A 14,693-nucleotide genomic window follows, 5' to 3' on the forward strand; every position below is an offset into this window, starting at 1 on the left:
AGCTCGGGGGCCCGCGCGGGGCGCTGAAACGTTCGCGGGGCGGCGAGCAGGGCGGTGGACGGGGCGGAAGTGCATCGCGGAGCCCGGAAGTTGATGTGGCGTCAGCCCGGTCTGCGGGAACGGCCGGTGTCAGGCGGTGGTGGTGAAGGGCCAGGACTCGATGTCCCGGTAGCGGATCGGGCCCGGGCCGCGGGCGGTGTTGCTGCCGACCAGGTGGATGCGGGCGGTCCACCAGCTCCGGCCGGTGAAGCCGGCCAGGACGGCCGCGCTCGCCGGGACGGCGGTGGCGTCGTCGCGGCGGGCCCGGGCCAGCGTCAGGTGGGGGTGCAGCGGGCGGTCCCGGAAGCCGATGCCCTGGGCGCGCACCAGGGACCGGACCTCGTCGGCCAGCCGGTGCAGGCCCGCCAGGTCCCCGTCCACCCCGCTCCACAGCAGTCGCCCGTCGAAGTGGCCCCCGCCCCGCAGGCCCAGCCGCAGGGCGGGCTGCCCGACCGCCGTCCCGGCCAGCACCGTACGCAGCAACGGGACGGCGGTGGACGGGAGTTCACCGAGGAACGCCAGTGTGATGTGCCAGTCCTCGATCCGGTTCCAGCGCAGCCCGGGGTACGCGTCGTACGCGGGCCGCAGCGCCCGGGCCAGTTCGTCCTTGGCCTCGTCGGGCGGCGCGAGCGCCACGAAGGCGCGCAGCGCCGGGGGTTCGAGGGGATCGTCCACCAGGGATTTCTAGCACCCCGCCCGGCCCCGGCCCGCGCACCCCGCCCCCCGGGGGAGGATCAGCTGCGGACGGCGGTGATGGTCAGCGGCTTCTGCGGGCGGGAGTCGGCGGGGCCGACGGTCAGGGCCAGGGTGCCGGACTCGGCCGTGTAGTGGGCCTGGATCCGGTCCGGGTACTCCTCGCGACCCTGGTAGGTCCAGGTGAAGGCGGCCGAGGCGTCGCCCGCCACGTCGGCCGGCACGTCGGCGGCGGTGCCGTCGCGGTCGTCGATGGTGAGTTGCAGGCGCTGCCCGGCCAGCGTCCAGGTGCCGGACATGGTGGTCGGGTCCTGGTCCGGCTCGTCGACGAACTCGCCCGTCCAGGTGCCGGATTCGGTCACGGTGAGGGTGGCGTCGTGGTAGTGCGCGTCGGGGGCGGAGACCTTCCAGGTGCCGGCCGCGAACTTGCCCAGCGCGACCACGGCGATCCCCGCACCGCCCGAGCCCGGCAGGGACTTCCCGCTGCACGCGGCGAGCGCGGCGGTGACGGCGGACGCGCCGAGCAGGCGCAGGGCGGTGCGGCGGGGCAGGACGGCGGTGGCGGCGCGCCAACTGGCGAGTGGTCCCAAGGGAGTTGCTCCTTGCTTCGAGGAACGGGCAGGGGGCGGGCGGCGGGACGGAGCGGCCGGACGGAGCGGCCGGACCGGGGCCGCATGCGCCGGTCCGACCGCCGGCGGTGCGCGGGACGTCCGCCCGTCCGCACCGGCCGGTTCCCTCCCCGCCGGGCCCCCGGTACCCGTCGGTGTGGTGGGCACCAGCATGGCCGCGCGCCGGGCCGGGCTGAACCCGGATTCGTCCGGGGTCCGGCCACCGCCCGGCTGCGGCAGGATGGGGCCCGTGCCCGCACCGCCACCGCCCGTCCCGCCACCGCCCGTACAGCTACCGCCTGTACAGCTACCGTCCGCACCGCCCACGTCCTCGTGCCCCGCCGCGCGCGGGGCGCTGCGCGCGCTGCGGGGGTGGCGGCCGTGGCGGCCGTGGCCCGGTTCCGGGGGGTTGTCGACCACGGCGGCGGGGGCGGAACTCGCCGTGGTGATCGCGTTCGTGCTGATGCGGGCCGGGACGCTGCTGGAGATCCTGCCGGCCGCCCCGCGCGGGACGGCCCGGGCGACGGACCCGGTGCTGGACGGGCTGCTGATGGCCGTCGCGCTCGCGCAGTCGCTGGCCATGTGCCTGGTGGCGGTGCGCCGGCGGCAGTACCCGGCGGGCGGGTGGGCATGGGCCGACGTGGCGGTGGCGATGGCCGTGCTGCTGGCCCAGCCCTGGTACCTGGCCCCCGAGGACTGGGTGGGCACCTGGACGGCCTGGGGCGGCGCGCTCAGCGTGAACGCGGTGTTCGGCGCGGCGATCGGCCTCCCGACCCGCGGGCAGACCGCCGCCGCGACGGCCGCGGTCGCGGCGGCGTACGCGGTGCCCGGCGTCGTCCTGTCGCACGCGCACGCCTCCACGGCGGCCAGCAACCTGATCGGCTACCTGGTGTTCGCGGTTGCCGCCCGGTCCTCCGCGACGTTCGTCCGCCGCCTGGGCCGGGACGCCGACGAGGCCCGCCGGCAGGCCGCGGTGCTGGCCGCGGAGGCCGAACGGGACCGGCACCGGCTGCTGCTGCACGACCAGATCACCATCATGCGGCTGCTGGCCGAACCCGGCCTGGAACCGGGCCTGGTGGAGGTGCTGCGCCGACAGGCCGCCGCCGGGGCGGCCCGGGTGCGGCACTTCCTGGAGCAGTCCGACGCCGACCTGGCCGGCTCCGGCCGGGCCGAGGACGGCCCGTCGGCCGGGGAGCGGCCGGAGGTGATGCTGGCGGAGCTGGTGCGGCAGGCCGGTGAGGGCTTCACCGACCTGCCGATCGACTACGCCGTAGACCTGGCCGCCGACGTGCCCGTCCCGCCCGCCGTGGCCGGTCCGCTGCGGGCGGCGCTGGCGACGGTGCTGCACAACGTCCGGGCGCACGCCGCCGCCGGGCAGGTCGTGGTGCACGCCGACGCCCCGCCGGGGCTGGGCCGTTGGGAGGTCAGCGTCCGCGACGACGGCCGCGGGTTCGACCAGGCCCGCCGGCCGCTCGGCTTCGGCCTGCGGGTGCAGGTGAGCCGGGCGCTGGCCGAGGTCGGCGTGGAGTCCGAGATCCGCTCCGCGCCGGGCGCGGGGACGGTCGTCCTGCTGCGCGGCAGGCCGGCGGAGCGGTGAGCGCCGACCGGCAGGTGGCCAACCACCTTGTGGATGAAGGGACTTGTCGAGTGCGTGGAAGGACGGAACCGGAGTGACCCCCTCGCGTGGACCCAACGCCCCGGCCGAGGAAGGCAGTCGGGTGGCCGTGGTGGACGACGACACGGTCATTCGGGAGGGACTGCCGTACCTGCTGCCGGAGTTGCGGGTGGTGCTGGCGGTCAGCAGCGTGGAGGAACTGCTGGCGGCCCGGCCCGCGGCGGACGTGGTGCTGCTCGACCTGGTGCTGACCGGCACCGGTCGGACCGGGGTGCGGCAGGGTGCGGCGGCGGTCGAGGCGGTGGCCGCGGCCGGGTACCGGGTGCTGATCTACACCAACGAGCGCCGCCGCGAGGTGCTGGTCGGCTGCATGGCGGCCGGCGCGCGCGGGGTGGTGCACAAGGCGGAGCCGCTGCCCGCGCTGGCCGGGGCGGTCGCCGAGGTGGCGGCCGACCGGGTGGTGATCACGCAGGCCCTGGTCGGCCTGGCCGAACTGGCCGAACGGCGCGGCGGGCTACCGAGTCTGACGGACCGTCAGCGCGAGGTGCTCTCGGCCAGGGCCCGCGGCGAGGCGTTCCGCAGCATTGCCGAGCGGCTGTTCATCGGCAAGAAGACCGCCGAGGAGCACATGTCCGTGGTGACCGCGAAGTTCGCGGACTTCCTGCGCGACCACTCCCCGGCCGACCTGGAACGCGAACTCGGCCTCGGCCCGGGCGACTTGCTGGACCCGCGCCGACCCCGCTGAGCCGCCCCCGCTGAGCCGCCCCTGCCGAACCGCCCCCGACCCCCGGCCCCGCGACCCCCCCTCGGCCCCGCGACCGCCGCTTCGTCGCCGGACGTCAGTGCTCCAGGTCGGCGCGCATCAGGACGAACTGCTCGGCGGCGTCGGCCGGCGCGGTGCCGGGGAACAGGGCGACGCCGGCGGTGCTGTTGTCGACCCAGCCGCACAGGGTGTCGGAGCCGAGCGGGAAGCACTCCAGGTTGCCGCCGAGCGGGCCGGCCGGGTACTGGGCGGAGCCGCCGGGGTCGCCGGTGGAGCCCTCGCCGTGCGCGTAGTCGATCAGGCCGCGCCACAGGTGCTCGCGGCGCCTGCTGGGGTCCTCGGGCACGTTGTCGACCCCGGCGAACAGCACCGAACGGCCCGAACCACCCGCCTTGGGAAGGTAGTTGGCCTCCACCAGGGTCATCCCCTCGCGCATCTCGCCCGGGTCCACCGGCACGTCGCTCAGCTGGGCGTCCCCGGTCGCCCGGGCCAGCCCGCCGGCCGTGCGCGCCTCGGTCAGGGTGTGCTTGCCGCCCGGGTAGACCGGTCTGCTGGACGAGGGCGCGGCCCCCGTGGACGGCGGCGCGGCGGGCGAGGACTTCGCCGCCGCGGGCGAGGACTTCGGGGCGCTCGCCGCGGGCGAGAGCGCGGGCGAGGCCGCGTCCCCGCCGTCCGTCCCCTCCGGGTCGCAGGCGGCGAGGGCGAGCACCGCGGCCAGCGCCGAGGCGGCGAGCAGGGCGCGGGCGGCGAGTGGCTGACGTCCGGTCATGACGGGAGTTCTCCTGTGGGGTGCGTACGGGCGGAGGACGGCGCGGGCGGGCTGCTGGACCCGGGCACCGGTCACGGGCACAGGACGCTACGGGCGCCGGACCTGCGGCCGGGGCGAAGACGCCGTTTCCGGACCGCATCGGGACCGGACGGTGACACGTCGCCGCCCGCCCGCGCCCGGGGCAACGGAAAACCGGTTGGCCCGGGCGCGGCCGGCGGCGATGATCGGGCGGGCGCGCGCCCCGGCGGGGCCGGAAGCGCCGCGCGCACCCGATGCCGAGAACGACTCCAGGAGGAGACTGAGTGCACCCCGATCTCGCCAAGGCCCGTGAACTGCTCGACGCCGGTGACCCGCAGGGCGCCGTACGGGAACTGCGGGCCCGGGCCGAGAGTCTGACGGCCGGTGAACTCGCCCCGGCCGTCGCGGCGTTGGCCGAACTGGCGGGCATCGACGAGCTGTCGGCCGCGGCCGCCGCGCTGGCCGCCGACCCGGCCGGGCCCGGCCCGCTGTACGCGTACGGGTACGCCTGCATCGAGCACGGCCTGTCCGAGTTCGCCGTCCCCGCGCTGCGCCAGGCGCTGCGGGCCGGCACCGGGCCCGCCGCCGAGGAGCCCGGGCGGCGGCTGTTCGGCCGCTCCCGCCCGGCCGGGCCGGCCGTCCCCCCGCGGCAGGTGCTGCTGGAACTGGCCGTCGCGCTGGAGGACGGCGAACGGCACGCCGAGGCCGTGCAGCTGCTCCGGGAGCACGACGGGATCACCGGCGACTGGCCCGACCGCTACCTGCTGGTGCACAACGCGCTGATGGCCGGGGACCTCCCCCTCGCCCGCGAGGTCTTCGCCCGGCTCGCCGCCCCCGACGACACCTGGCGGCCCGCCGCCGACCGGATCCGCCGCACCCTGGCCCGGGCCGCCGCCGTCCCGCCCGCCGGTCCGGCCGACCTGCGCGGCTGGCACCACGTACTGACCGGCGGCCTGCTCGCCACCCTCTCCCCGTTCGGCCACGACGCCGGGATGACCGGCCGCTGGGCGTACCTGCAGGGCGGCTGGGACGACTGCCGGCTCGGCCTGGAGCGGCTGCGCCTGGTGCTGGAGGCCACCGGCCGCCGCCCGGCCGCCGTCGCGCTGCTGCCCGACCGGGGCAGCCAGGCGCTCGGCCTGGCCGCGGCCGAACTGCTGGGCCTGCCCGCCGCCCCCTACCGGCCGGGCACCCCGGACGCGCTGGTGCTGGCGTACGACCTGAACGAGGTGGACGGGGAGGTGCTCTCCGCGCTGCACGAGCGCGCCCCGGGCGAGGTGCTGTACGAGCACGCCACCTGCTGGACCGACACCCCCGCGGTGTCCGCGGACGTCTGCGGCCTGCTGGTGCAGCGGATCGTCGCGCCCTGGGAGCCGCGGATGGCGATGGGCGAGGACGGCGAGGTCACCCGTTCCCCGGCCGACGACCGCCCGGCCGAGGAGCTGGCCCGGGAGGTCCTCGCCGCCTCCGCCGAGCCCGACCCGGGCGACGGGGCGACCCCGCCCGACCCGGACGCGGCGCTGGCCGACTTCGCGGCCCGGGCCGCCGCCACCTGGGCGACCGGCAGCCGGGACCGGATCCGCTCGGCGGGCCCGGTCCGCAGCTCCCGCTTCGCCTGACGGCCGGAGCGTGCCGGGGGCCTGCCGGAGCGCGGCCCCCGGCAGGCCCCGGCACGCCGCCGCCCGCTCGGCCGGGGGCCGGGCGGGCGGTACGGGTGTCGGGGTCGGGTCGGTGTCGGGTCGGTGTCGGGATCGGGATCGGGATCGGGGGAGAGGGCGGCTACCTGCCGGGTCGGGACTTGCTCCAGGCCGGAGCCACGAAGGCGACCAGGACGACGGCGAAACCGATCTGCAGGAGGTGCCTGATCCAGTCGATGCCGCCGGTGTGCCGCACGCCGATCCACCCGGCCACCAGGTTTCCGAGCAGAGCGCCGGCCGCGCCGAGCAGCATGGTCAGCCACCACGGGATGGACTGCGGCCCGCGCAGGATCAGTTTGGCCAGCACGCCCAGCACGAAGCCGATCAGCAGAATCCAGAGGAGTTGGAACATCGGAGCCCAGCCTTTCCGGTCGGGTGCCGGCAGCCGGTCCGCACCTCGGCCGGTCGGTCGCGGAGAACCGTGCGCGGGGCCGCCGGCGGGACGGTCCGCACCAGCCATGATCGCGCGCCCCGGGCGCCCGGGCATCTCGGCGAACACCCGTCCGGCAGGTTTGCAAAGCCTCGGCAAAGGGTACCGGCGGTAGCCGAACCGGTGGGTCCGGTGATTGCGTCCGGACCGGGTGTGATGGGATAAACGACCTGAGCAGACATCAAGTCCTACGGGGGGACACAGGATGGCAGCGGGCTTCGGCTACCAGGCGGGCGAACTGGCGAAGATCCAGAAGGACTTCCAGGCGATCCAGCAGCGGATGGGCGAACTGTCCCAGCGGACCGGCCAGATCAAGGACGTGATGGCCAGGGCCGTCACCACCGACCTCGCGGCGGGCGCCCTCGGCGGCGTCATCGGCTTCGGCGCGGTGGTCGCCCAGGTGCGCGAGCGGGTCAGCGCGATCGAGCAGCAGATGGCGGCCCTGGAGGCCACCAAGAACCAGCTCACCAAGAACCTCGGCAGCGACGTCAGCAAGCTCGGCGCCGTCGCCAAGGAGTACGCGGAGGCCGAGCGCCGGGCCCGCGAGGGCGTCGAGAAGCCCGGCAAGGGCGGCCACCCCGGGCAGCCGGCCGGCCCGAAGAAGCCCACCGGCGGTGGCGGCAAGCACGAGACCAAGCCCACCGGCCCGAAGAAGCCCATGCCGCACGGCCCGAAGAAGCACGACGGGGACGGCGGTGGCGGCCACGGCCAGGACCCGACGCCGACGGTCTCCCACGAGGGCGCCATCAAGGTCGGCGAGGTCACGTACGGCGGCGCGGGCAAGTACAAGAGCGGCGAGGCCGCCTGCCGCGAGTACATCGCCAAGGCGCTGGACGCGATGGGCGTCACCGACCCGCAGGCCCGCGCGGCCTGGACGGAGGGCATGCTGACCATCGCCTCCCGCGAGTCCTCGTACAACGCGCCCGGCTCGCAGATCAACGCCTGGGACAGCAACGCCCACGGCGCCATCGTCGGCGACGGCAAGCCCGCGAACTGCTCGCGCGGCGGCTGGCAGTGCATCCCGAGCACCTTCGCGGCCAACCACGTCAAGGGCACCTCCACCGACATCTACGACCCGGTGGCCAACGTCGCGGCGTCCATGACGTACATCCGCAGCCGGTACCACGTCTCGCCGGACGGGCACGACCTGGCCGGCAAGGTGCCGCAGGCCAACCCGCACCACAAGCCGCAGGGCTACTGATCCGGTCCGCCCCCGTCGCGGCCGTCCCCGTCCGGGGCGGCCGCCGCCCGGCCGGGTGGCCACACCGGCGCGGACCGGGCCCGTCCCGCCCCGCGCCCCCCTTCCGCCGTCCTCGAACTCCCAGGGATTGAATCCGTGCGTTCGCTCCGCCTCACCGCCGCCGCGGTGGCCTGCCTGTCCGCCGTCGCCGTCCTGACGGCCTGCGACCCCGAGGGCACCGACACCGGTGACAGCGCCGCCTCCGCCGCGCCCTCCACCGCGTCCACCGCCGCGCCCACCGCCGCGCCGTCCGCGGCCGGCTCCGCGTCGCCCGCCGCGTCCAAGAGCCAGGGCGCCCCCGAGGCCACCCCCGGGAAGGCCGGGCGGCTGCCCGCCGGGGTGTGGATCGACCCGAAGGCCGTTCCGCTGAACTCCGCCCTGCACTGGAAGGCCGGCCCGGCGAAGGTGCTCGGCGAGAAGGGCAGGCTGCGGATCGAGGAACTCTGCAAGATCCCGCGCGACGACTCCTTCGCCGAGGTCCCGATGGTGGAGACCGCCGCGCTGGGCGGCGCCGCCGGCGACTGGGCGGCCGACGAGACGATCGCCAGCTTCGGCTCCTCCGCCAAGAGCAGCGGCGCCGCGCAGAGCGCCTACGGCCTGCTCTCCGGCGTCACCGAGGGCCTGAAGGGCTGCGCCTCCACCGTGCCGGGCGCCACCGTCAAGGTCACCGTCGAGGACGGGATGACGGTCGCCGCGACCCTCACCGTGCCGCAGTCCGGCGGCGGCAGCACCGAGGTGCACGAGTACCTGACGGCGAAGGACGGCACGCTCGCCGAGCTGACCCTGCACGCCCAGCTGCCCAAGGGCGGCCACCCGAAGACCGCCTGGGCCGGCGGCTCCGACGACGCGGTGCTGAACCCGCTGGCCGCCCCGGTCTGCACCGCCTTCGCCGACTGCTGAGACCCGCCCCCCGGCACCGGGCCGGTCCGCGCACCCGCGCGGGCCGGCCCGGCGGCGTTCCCGGCGGTGTCTCGGGCGGCGTTCCCGGAACCTTGCGGAATTCTTCACCGGACACCCCTCGACCGATGCCTCTCATTCAGAGCTAAAATCGGAGGGTGAGCGAACAACCGGAGCGAGCCCCGGAGAGCACCGAGACCACCGACACCGCGGAGCCCGAGGAGCTGGCCGCGCTGCTGGTCGGCATCCAGCGGCTGATCCGCCGCCAGCTGCGTGCCGGGCTGGCCGGGCCGCGGCTGCGCGGCGCCCAGGTCGAGCTGCTGCGGCTGGTCGCGGACACCCCCGGGATGCGGGTCTCCGAGGCGGCCGAGGAGCTGTTCCTGGCCGGGAACTCGGTGTCCACCCTGGTCAACCAGCTGGTCGGCCAGGGCCTGCTGCGCCGCGAGAGCGACCCGGCCGACGGCCGGGCGGTGCTGCTGCACGCCACCGGGGAGGCCGTCGATCGGCTGGCCGCCTGGCGGGTCCGGCGGGCCGAACTGGTCGGCGAGGTGGTGGCGGAACTCGACCCGGCGGACCGGGCGGCCCTGACGGCCGCGGTGCCCGCCCTGCGCGCGGTCGCGTCCGGGCTGCGGGCCCGGGCGGCCGCAGAGGGGAGTGCGGAGAGATGAGCGAACCGGAGCAACCGGCCGTCGAGTGCCGGGAGTTGGTGTACAGCTTCGGCCACGGCCGGGGGAAGGGGCCGGTCACCCGGGCGGTGGACGGCGTCGACCTGGAGGTGCGCCCCGGCGAGGTGTTCGGGCTGCTCGGGCCGAACGGTGCGGGCAAGACCACCACCATCCGGGCGATCACCACCCTGCTGCCGACCGCCCGCGGCATGGTGCGGGTGTTCGGCCACGACTGCGCCACCGACCGCACCGGGGTGCGGCGGCTGCTCGGCTACGTCCCGCAGGCGCTGTCCGCGGACGCCGGGCTGACCGGGCGGGAGAACGTCGCCCTGTTCGCCCGGGTCTTCGACGTGGCCCGGGCCGAGCGCGCCGAACGGGTCGCCCAGGCGCTGGCCGCCGTCGACCTGACCGAGGCCGCCGACCGGATGGCCGGCACGTACTCCGGCGGCATGGTGCGCCGGCTCGAACTGGCCCAGGCGCTGGTCAGCGCGCCCCGGCTGCTGGTGCTGGACGAGCCCACCATCGGCCTGGACCCGATCGCCCGGGCGGGCGTCTGGGAACGGGTCGAGGCGGTCCGCCGGGCCACCGGCATGACGGTGCTGGTCACCACCCACTACATGGACGAGGCCGACCGGCACTGCGACCGGATCGCCCTGATGGACCGCGGCCGGATCCGCGCGCTCGGCACCCCCGAGGAGCTCAAGGCCCGGGTCCGGGCCGAGGACCCGGCCCAGGACGCGCCCACCCTGGACGACGTGTTCCGGCACTTCTCCGGCCGGGCGCTGACCGACGACGCCAAGGAAGGGGAGTTCTCGGATGTCCGCCGCACCCGCCGCACCGCCAGCCGAGTCGGCTGAACGACCGGATCCCGCACCGGAGTTGGGACTGCTGCTGGTCCCGCCGAAGGCCCGCACCGGCTGGCGGGTGGTCCCGGCCCGGGTGGTGGCGATGTGCACCGTCGAGCTGCAGAAGCTGCGGCACGACCGCACCGAGCTGTACACCCGGGCGATCCAGCCCGCCCTGTGGCTGCTGATCTTCGGCGAGACCTTCACCCGGCTGAAGGCGATCCCCACCGGCGGCACCCCGTACCTGGACTACCTGGCGCCGGGCATCATCGCGCAGTCCGCGATGTTCATCGCCATCTTCTACGGCATCATGATCATCTGGGAGCGGGACTCCGGGGTGCTCACCAAACTGCTGGTCACTCCGACCCCGCGGGCCGCGCTGGTCACCGGGAAGGCGTTCGCCGCGGGCGTCAAGGCGGTGATCCAGGCCGCCGTGGTGGTGGTGCTGGCCGCCGTGCTCGGCGTCGGGATGACCGCGAACCCGCTGCGGCTGCTGGGCGTGGCGGTGGCGGTGGTGCTCGGCTCGGCGTTCTTCTCCTGCCTGTCGATGACCATCGCGGGCATCGTGCTCACCCGGGACCGGCTGATGGGCATCGGACAGGCCATCACCATGCCGCTGTTCTTCGGCTCCAACGCGCTCTACCCCGTCGACCTGATGCCCGGCTGGCTGCAGGCCGTCAGCCGGGCCAACCCGCTCAGCTACCAGGTCGACGCCCTGCGCGGCCTGCTCATCGGCACCCCGTCCCACCTCGCCCTGGACTTCGGCGTGCTGGCCCTGGCCACCGTCGCCGGGATCACCGCGGCCTCCGCGCTGCTGGGGCGGCTGGCCCGCTGAGGGCCCGGCCGGGCGGCGCGGGCTCGACAGCCGGACCCGGCCGGGCTCGACGGCCGGACCCGGCCGGAGTCCGACCGGGGCTCAACAGCCGGGCTCGGACGCCCCGTTCGCCGCGAACAGCGCGTCCAGCGCCCGGTCCACCAGGGCGCGCTCGGCCTCCCCGCCCGGCCGGACCAGCTGCAGCGTCCGCCGCACCCAGGCCGCCACCAGGGCGGCGGGGGCCTGCAGGAAGGCGTCGCCCTCCGGGGAGCAGAGCATCAGGGTGACCATCCGCCGCCCGTCCACCACGGCCGGCCACACCCGCACGTCCCCCAGCCCGGTCGGCCGCAGCAGCCCCTGCACCAGCAGGTCCCGGGCGAAGAACCAGCCGATCGGCTGCGCCGAGTCGACGTGGAAGGCGATGTGCACCGCGTACGGGTCGTCGGCGCAGTACACCAGCCGCGCCGGGACCGGGAAGGCCTCCTCCGGCGACAGCAGCAGATCCATCACCAGGTCCAGGCGCAGCTCGGCGGGGCTCTCCATCACGGGTGTCTTCTCCACTCGGTCCGGCCCGGCGGGTCCGGGCTGGTCTGAGCAGGAGACTAGAGCCGCCCGGCGCACCCAGGACGCCGCCGGGCGCCAACGCTGTCCGGACGAACAGCCGGGCCCCGGTCCGGCCTGTGGGCGGCGACAAAACCCTCCCTCCAACGGACTGACGCACCGTCAACACCCACCCCCGCCCTCACCCGGGGAACGCCCGTGCGGGAGCCGCCCGTCCCGGCACCCCACGGCGTGTGCGCCGCCCGGCACGCCCCCGCGCCGACCGGACGCGCCGCCGCGCGCCGCCTAGGCTCACCGCATGGGCACCCGACTCACCGACGCGCCGGTCGACTCGGCCGCGCGACTGGCCGGCCACCTGCTGAACCGACTCGCCGAGATCACCGAGGAAACGGTCCGCCGGATCCGCGGCGGCATGAGCGTGTACCGCAGCGCCGGGCCGCTGCCCGCCGGGGACCTGAGCGAATCCGTCCGCAGCAACATCGAGTTCACCCTGCGCCGGCTCGCCCACGAGGACGGCCTCTGCCTGGAGGCCCCCCGCCGCACCGGACGGCTGCGCGCCGAGCAGGGCGTCCCGCTGGCCACCGTGCAGTCCGCGTTCCGGATCGGCTTCGCCAACCTCTGGGAGACCATGGCCGCCGAGTCGCTGCGCCACGGCCTCGCCACCACCGCGGAGCTGGTGCAGATGGCCACCGACGTCTGGCGGTTCAACGAAGAGTCCACCAACGCCATGATGAACGCCTTCAACGAGACCGCCGCCCTGCTGATGGTCCGCCGCGACCAGGAACGCTCCGCCCTGGTCGACGTGGTGCTGCGCGGCGGCATGGGCAACCCCGGCTCCGTCCTCGAAGCCGCCGACATGCTCACCCTGCCGTACGACGGCACCTTCGCCGTGGTCGTCGCCCACGCGCCCGGCCTCGCCCGGCAGGCCCTGCCCGACATCGAACCCACCCTGCGCGAGCACGACATGGGCTCCGCCTGGCGGCTCACCCCCGACGCCCACATCGGCATCGTCTCGATGCGCGCCGCCGCCGCGATCGACCTGCTGGTCGACACCCTGCGCAGCCAGACCGTCCGCCGGGCCGGCGTCAGTCCCTGCTACACCCGCCTCGACCAGACCCCGCAGGCCCTGCACCTGGCCCAGGTCGCCCTCGCCAGCTCGGGCCGGCCCGACGAGACGGTCACCCTGTTCGACGACAACCCGCTGCCCATGCTGGTCGCCTCCGCGCCCTCCATCGCCTCCCGGATCGGCAACCAGGTGCTCGGCCCGGTCGTGGAACTCCCCGACAGCCAGCGCGAACAGCTCCTCACCACCATGTCCACCTGGTTCGCCGTCGACGGCTCCGCCGACAAGGCCGCCAAACTCCTCTACTGCCACCCCAACACCATCCGCTACCGGCTCCGCCGGATCGAACAGCTCTCCGGCCGCTCCTTCGAACGCCGCCTGGACTCCGCCGAGTTGTACATCGCCCTGCAGGCCGTCCTGCACCTGCCCGAAGTGGTCCGCGACCCGCTGGAGTGACCCGGGTCCTCCTGACGGGGCGTCAGAGCGCCGCAGCCTCCGGTGCCTTCTCACCCGGGCCCCGGCCACCGGCCGCGACCGGCGCGTCCCGGGGCGGCTTCCGCTCCGGGAGCGGTTCGTGCGCGGTCGGTGCGCGATGGCAGGATCTCCGGGCATGGGGACACCGATCAGGTACGTGAGCGCGAACAAGGCCGAGGTGCTGGAGCTGCTGAACTCCGGGGGGCGGCCGACCGAACAGCAGGCCGAGGTGCTGGCGCGGGTGCGCCCCACGGCCGTCGCGCTGGAGGAGCGGCTGGTGCGCCAAAGCGTCCGGTCGGAGCCGCCGGTCCCCGAGGCGCTGGAACAACTGCTCGCCGGACAGGTCGACCTGACCGGCCCGGCGGACGGCATCGCGTACAAGCGGGCGCTGCAACTGCTGCTCGCCCAGAGCGGTTCGGACGTCGGCCTGCTCGGCGGCTACCGGCGCCCCGTCCAGTGGTTCGCCCGGGTCGACGACGAGCTCAAGGCCGCCGGAGTGCCCGCCGAACTGCTGCCCTTCCACGCCTTGTTCGGCGGCCCGCCGGCCGGCTTCCCCGACCTCGGGGTCTCGCCCGACGGCCACCCCGACACCGGCTGCTTCCCGCTGGAGCGGTCCGGTGCCGCGCGGGACGCCTACCGGGCCGCCGCGCCCCTGGTCGACCCCGAGTGCCGGGCGGACGTGGAGGCGCTGGCCGAGCTCTTCGACGTCGAGGACGACTCCTGGCGGTACGGCGTCGAGCACTTCGCGCACTACTCCGACACCCTGTTCTTCCTGATCGGCTGACCGGGCCGGAGGGAACGGGGGCCGGGCTCAGTAGCCGCCGGTGACGTAGCGGGGCGATCGCGCCCTGGAGGTACCGCTCCACCTGCTCGCGCGAGAAGCCCCCGTGGCGGGTGGTGTACTCGGGGATCAGGCGGGACCGGTGGACCACCGCGTCGTCACGAGTCGTGCTGTCAGTCAGAGGGCCGCACAGTGCGGGGGCGCCGCACAGGGCCCTGCGGCGCCGGTCCGTCAGCCGGGCGGGGCGGGGCGGCGGCCGGGGTGGGCGGCCTGCCAGGCGGCCATCGAGGTGTTCCAGTCGGCGGCGGTCAGCGCGATCAGGGAGGCCGGGAAGAGGCCGTCCTCCTCCTTGGCGATGTGCGCGTGCAGCTCGTCGAAGGCGGCCAGCAGGACCGACCGGTCGGCGGGGGAGGCCAGGTCGGTGGCGGCGAGGAGTTCGGCGAGGCCGCGGTGCTCGGCCTCCAGGGCGTCGATGTACGCCGCGAACTCCGGGTCCGCGCGCATCACCCGGAACAGGCCGTCCTCCTCGCCCCGCCAGTGCGAGGCCAGTTCGGCGGCCAGCGGCGCCAGCAGCGCGCCGGCCGCGGCCGGGTCGCCCGCCTCCAGCAGGCGGGCGATCTCCCCGGTCAGGTCGGTGGCCGCCTCGTGCTCCCGGATGAAGTCCTTGATCAGCGGGATCTCACGGCACCCGCAGTAGTGGCACATCCCGCCAGTCTGGCCGCCC

16 protein-coding genes are annotated in these 14,693 nt (G+C 75.6%); 10 read left to right on the forward strand and 6 right to left on the reverse strand.

Annotated features, from left to right (window positions below; all coding sequences use genetic code 11):
- Positions 1-129: 129 nt before the first annotated feature.
- Both thpR and EDD39_RS19355 read right to left on the reverse strand, forming a co-directional pair.
- Positions 130-714, reverse strand: coding sequence for an RNA 2',3'-cyclic phosphodiesterase (thpR, locus tag EDD39_RS19350; RefSeq protein ID WP_123557691.1), 585 nt, complete (start codon positions 712-714; stop codon positions 130-132).
- A 59-nt stretch (positions 715-773) separates the two neighbouring features.
- On the reverse strand, positions 774-1,322 hold the full coding sequence (locus tag EDD39_RS19355) for a hypothetical protein (protein WP_123557693.1): 549 nt from the start codon (positions 1,320-1,322) through the stop codon (positions 774-776).
- A 427-nt stretch (positions 1,323-1,749) separates the two neighbouring features.
- Between EDD39_RS19355 and EDD39_RS19360 the strand changes: the two genes are divergently transcribed.
- Positions 1,750-2,937, forward strand: coding sequence for an ATP-binding protein (locus tag EDD39_RS19360; protein ID WP_148089475.1), 1,188 nt, complete (start codon positions 1,750-1,752; stop codon positions 2,935-2,937).
- Positions 2,938-3,058: 121 nt separating this feature from the next.
- A complete protein-coding gene (locus EDD39_RS19365; RefSeq protein WP_208765533.1) occupies positions 3,059-3,700 on the forward strand; it encodes a LuxR C-terminal-related transcriptional regulator in 642 nt (213 codons plus the stop codon).
- A gap of 94 nt (positions 3,701-3,794) precedes the next feature.
- Here EDD39_RS19365 and EDD39_RS19370 read toward each other — a convergent pair whose 3' ends face one another.
- Complete coding sequence (locus EDD39_RS19370; RefSeq protein ID WP_123557697.1) at positions 3,795-4,487, reverse strand: hypothetical protein; 693 nt, start codon at positions 4,485-4,487, stop codon at positions 3,795-3,797.
- Between the two features lie 302 nt (positions 4,488-4,789).
- On the opposite strand from EDD39_RS19370, the gene EDD39_RS19375 reads away from it, so the two are divergent.
- Positions 4,790-6,121 carry a hypothetical protein gene (locus EDD39_RS19375; protein ID WP_123557699.1) on the forward strand — a complete coding sequence of 444 codons (1,332 nt, stop codon included), beginning with the start codon at positions 4,790-4,792 and terminating at the stop codon, positions 6,119-6,121.
- A gap of 160 nt (positions 6,122-6,281) precedes the next feature.
- Here the strand turns inward: EDD39_RS19375 and EDD39_RS19380 are convergent, their stop codons facing one another.
- Positions 6,282-6,551 carry a GlsB/YeaQ/YmgE family stress response membrane protein gene (locus EDD39_RS19380; protein WP_030913001.1) on the reverse strand — a complete coding sequence of 90 codons (270 nt, stop codon included), beginning with the start codon at positions 6,549-6,551 and terminating at the stop codon, positions 6,282-6,284.
- A 283-nt stretch (positions 6,552-6,834) separates the two neighbouring features.
- Here EDD39_RS19380 and EDD39_RS19385 point away from each other — a divergent pair, with 283 nt between their 5' ends.
- From EDD39_RS19385 to EDD39_RS19405, 5 genes are all read left to right on the forward strand, one after another.
- Positions 6,835-7,830 (forward strand): hypothetical protein, encoded by a 996-nt coding sequence (locus tag EDD39_RS19385; RefSeq protein ID WP_123557702.1) that lies wholly within the window; start codon positions 6,835-6,837, stop codon positions 7,828-7,830.
- A gap of 135 nt (positions 7,831-7,965) precedes the next feature.
- Positions 7,966-8,769: a hypothetical protein gene (locus EDD39_RS19390; protein WP_123557704.1), complete on the forward strand. Its 804-nt coding sequence runs from the start codon at positions 7,966-7,968 to the stop codon at positions 8,767-8,769.
- Positions 8,770-8,924: 155 nt separating this feature from the next.
- Complete coding sequence (locus EDD39_RS19395; RefSeq protein ID WP_123557706.1) at positions 8,925-9,434, forward strand: MarR family winged helix-turn-helix transcriptional regulator; 510 nt, start codon at positions 8,925-8,927, stop codon at positions 9,432-9,434.
- Positions 9,431-10,288 carry an ATP-binding cassette domain-containing protein gene (locus EDD39_RS19400; RefSeq protein ID WP_030464282.1) on the forward strand — a complete coding sequence of 286 codons (858 nt, stop codon included), beginning with the start codon at positions 9,431-9,433 and terminating at the stop codon, positions 10,286-10,288. The genes EDD39_RS19395 and EDD39_RS19400 overlap by 4 nt, the downstream gene beginning before the upstream one ends.
- Positions 10,248-11,111 (forward strand): ABC transporter permease, encoded by an 864-nt coding sequence (locus tag EDD39_RS19405; RefSeq protein WP_123557708.1) that lies wholly within the window; start codon positions 10,248-10,250, stop codon positions 11,109-11,111. The genes EDD39_RS19400 and EDD39_RS19405 overlap by 41 nt, the downstream gene beginning before the upstream one ends.
- Before the next feature lie 81 nt (positions 11,112-11,192).
- Here the strand turns inward: EDD39_RS19405 and EDD39_RS19410 are convergent, their stop codons facing one another.
- A complete protein-coding gene (locus tag EDD39_RS19410) occupies positions 11,193-11,633 on the reverse strand; it encodes an SsgA family sporulation/cell division regulator (RefSeq protein WP_123557710.1) in 441 nt (146 codons plus the stop codon).
- A gap of 316 nt (positions 11,634-11,949) precedes the next feature.
- Here EDD39_RS19410 and EDD39_RS19415 point away from each other — a divergent pair, with 316 nt between their 5' ends.
- Entirely contained in the window at positions 11,950-13,170 is a 1,221-nt protein-coding gene (locus EDD39_RS19415) for a PucR family transcriptional regulator (protein WP_123557712.1), read from the forward strand.
- A gap of 154 nt (positions 13,171-13,324) precedes the next feature.
- Positions 13,325-13,972, forward strand: a complete 648-nt coding sequence (locus EDD39_RS19420; RefSeq protein WP_123557714.1) for a DUF7691 family protein — start codon at positions 13,325-13,327, stop codon at positions 13,970-13,972.
- Positions 13,973-14,200: 228 nt separating this feature from the next.
- Here the strand turns inward: EDD39_RS19420 and EDD39_RS19425 are convergent, their stop codons facing one another.
- Positions 14,201-14,674, reverse strand: a complete 474-nt coding sequence (locus EDD39_RS19425; RefSeq protein ID WP_123557716.1) for a hemerythrin domain-containing protein — start codon at positions 14,672-14,674, stop codon at positions 14,201-14,203.
- Between the last annotated feature and the right edge of the window lie 19 nt (positions 14,675-14,693).

This window comes from Kitasatospora cineracea, assembly GCF_003751605.1.
Classification (GTDB): Bacteria; Actinomycetota; Actinomycetes; order Streptomycetales; family Streptomycetaceae; genus Kitasatospora; species Kitasatospora cineracea.

Bases quoted from the DNA above. Each gene is read 5' to 3' on its own strand.
- EDD39_RS19370 (WP_123557697.1), bottom strand. From the start codon at position 4,487: ATGACCGGACGTCAGCCACTCGCCGCCCGCGCCCTGCTCGCCGCCTCG.
- EDD39_RS19380 (WP_030913001.1), bottom strand. From the start codon at position 6,551: ATGTTCCAACTCCTCTGGATTCTGCTGATCGGCTTCGTGCTGGGCGTG.
- EDD39_RS19385 (WP_123557702.1), top strand. From the start codon at position 6,835: ATGGCAGCGGGCTTCGGCTACCAGGCGGGCGAACTGGCGAAGATCCAG.
- EDD39_RS19400 (WP_030464282.1), top strand. From the start codon at position 9,431: ATGAGCGAACCGGAGCAACCGGCCGTCGAGTGCCGGGAGTTGGTGTAC.
- EDD39_RS19405 (WP_123557708.1), top strand. From the start codon at position 10,248: ATGTCCGCCGCACCCGCCGCACCGCCAGCCGAGTCGGCTGAACGACCG.
- EDD39_RS19410 (WP_123557710.1), bottom strand. From the start codon at position 11,633: ATGGAGAGCCCCGCCGAGCTGCGCCTGGACCTGGTGATGGATCTGCTG.
- EDD39_RS19415 (WP_123557712.1), top strand. From the start codon at position 11,950: ATGGGCACCCGACTCACCGACGCGCCGGTCGACTCGGCCGCGCGACTG.
- EDD39_RS19420 (WP_123557714.1), top strand. From the start codon at position 13,325: ATGGGGACACCGATCAGGTACGTGAGCGCGAACAAGGCCGAGGTGCTG.
- EDD39_RS19425 (WP_123557716.1), bottom strand. From the start codon at position 14,674: ATGTGCCACTACTGCGGGTGCCGTGAGATCCCGCTGATCAAGGACTTC.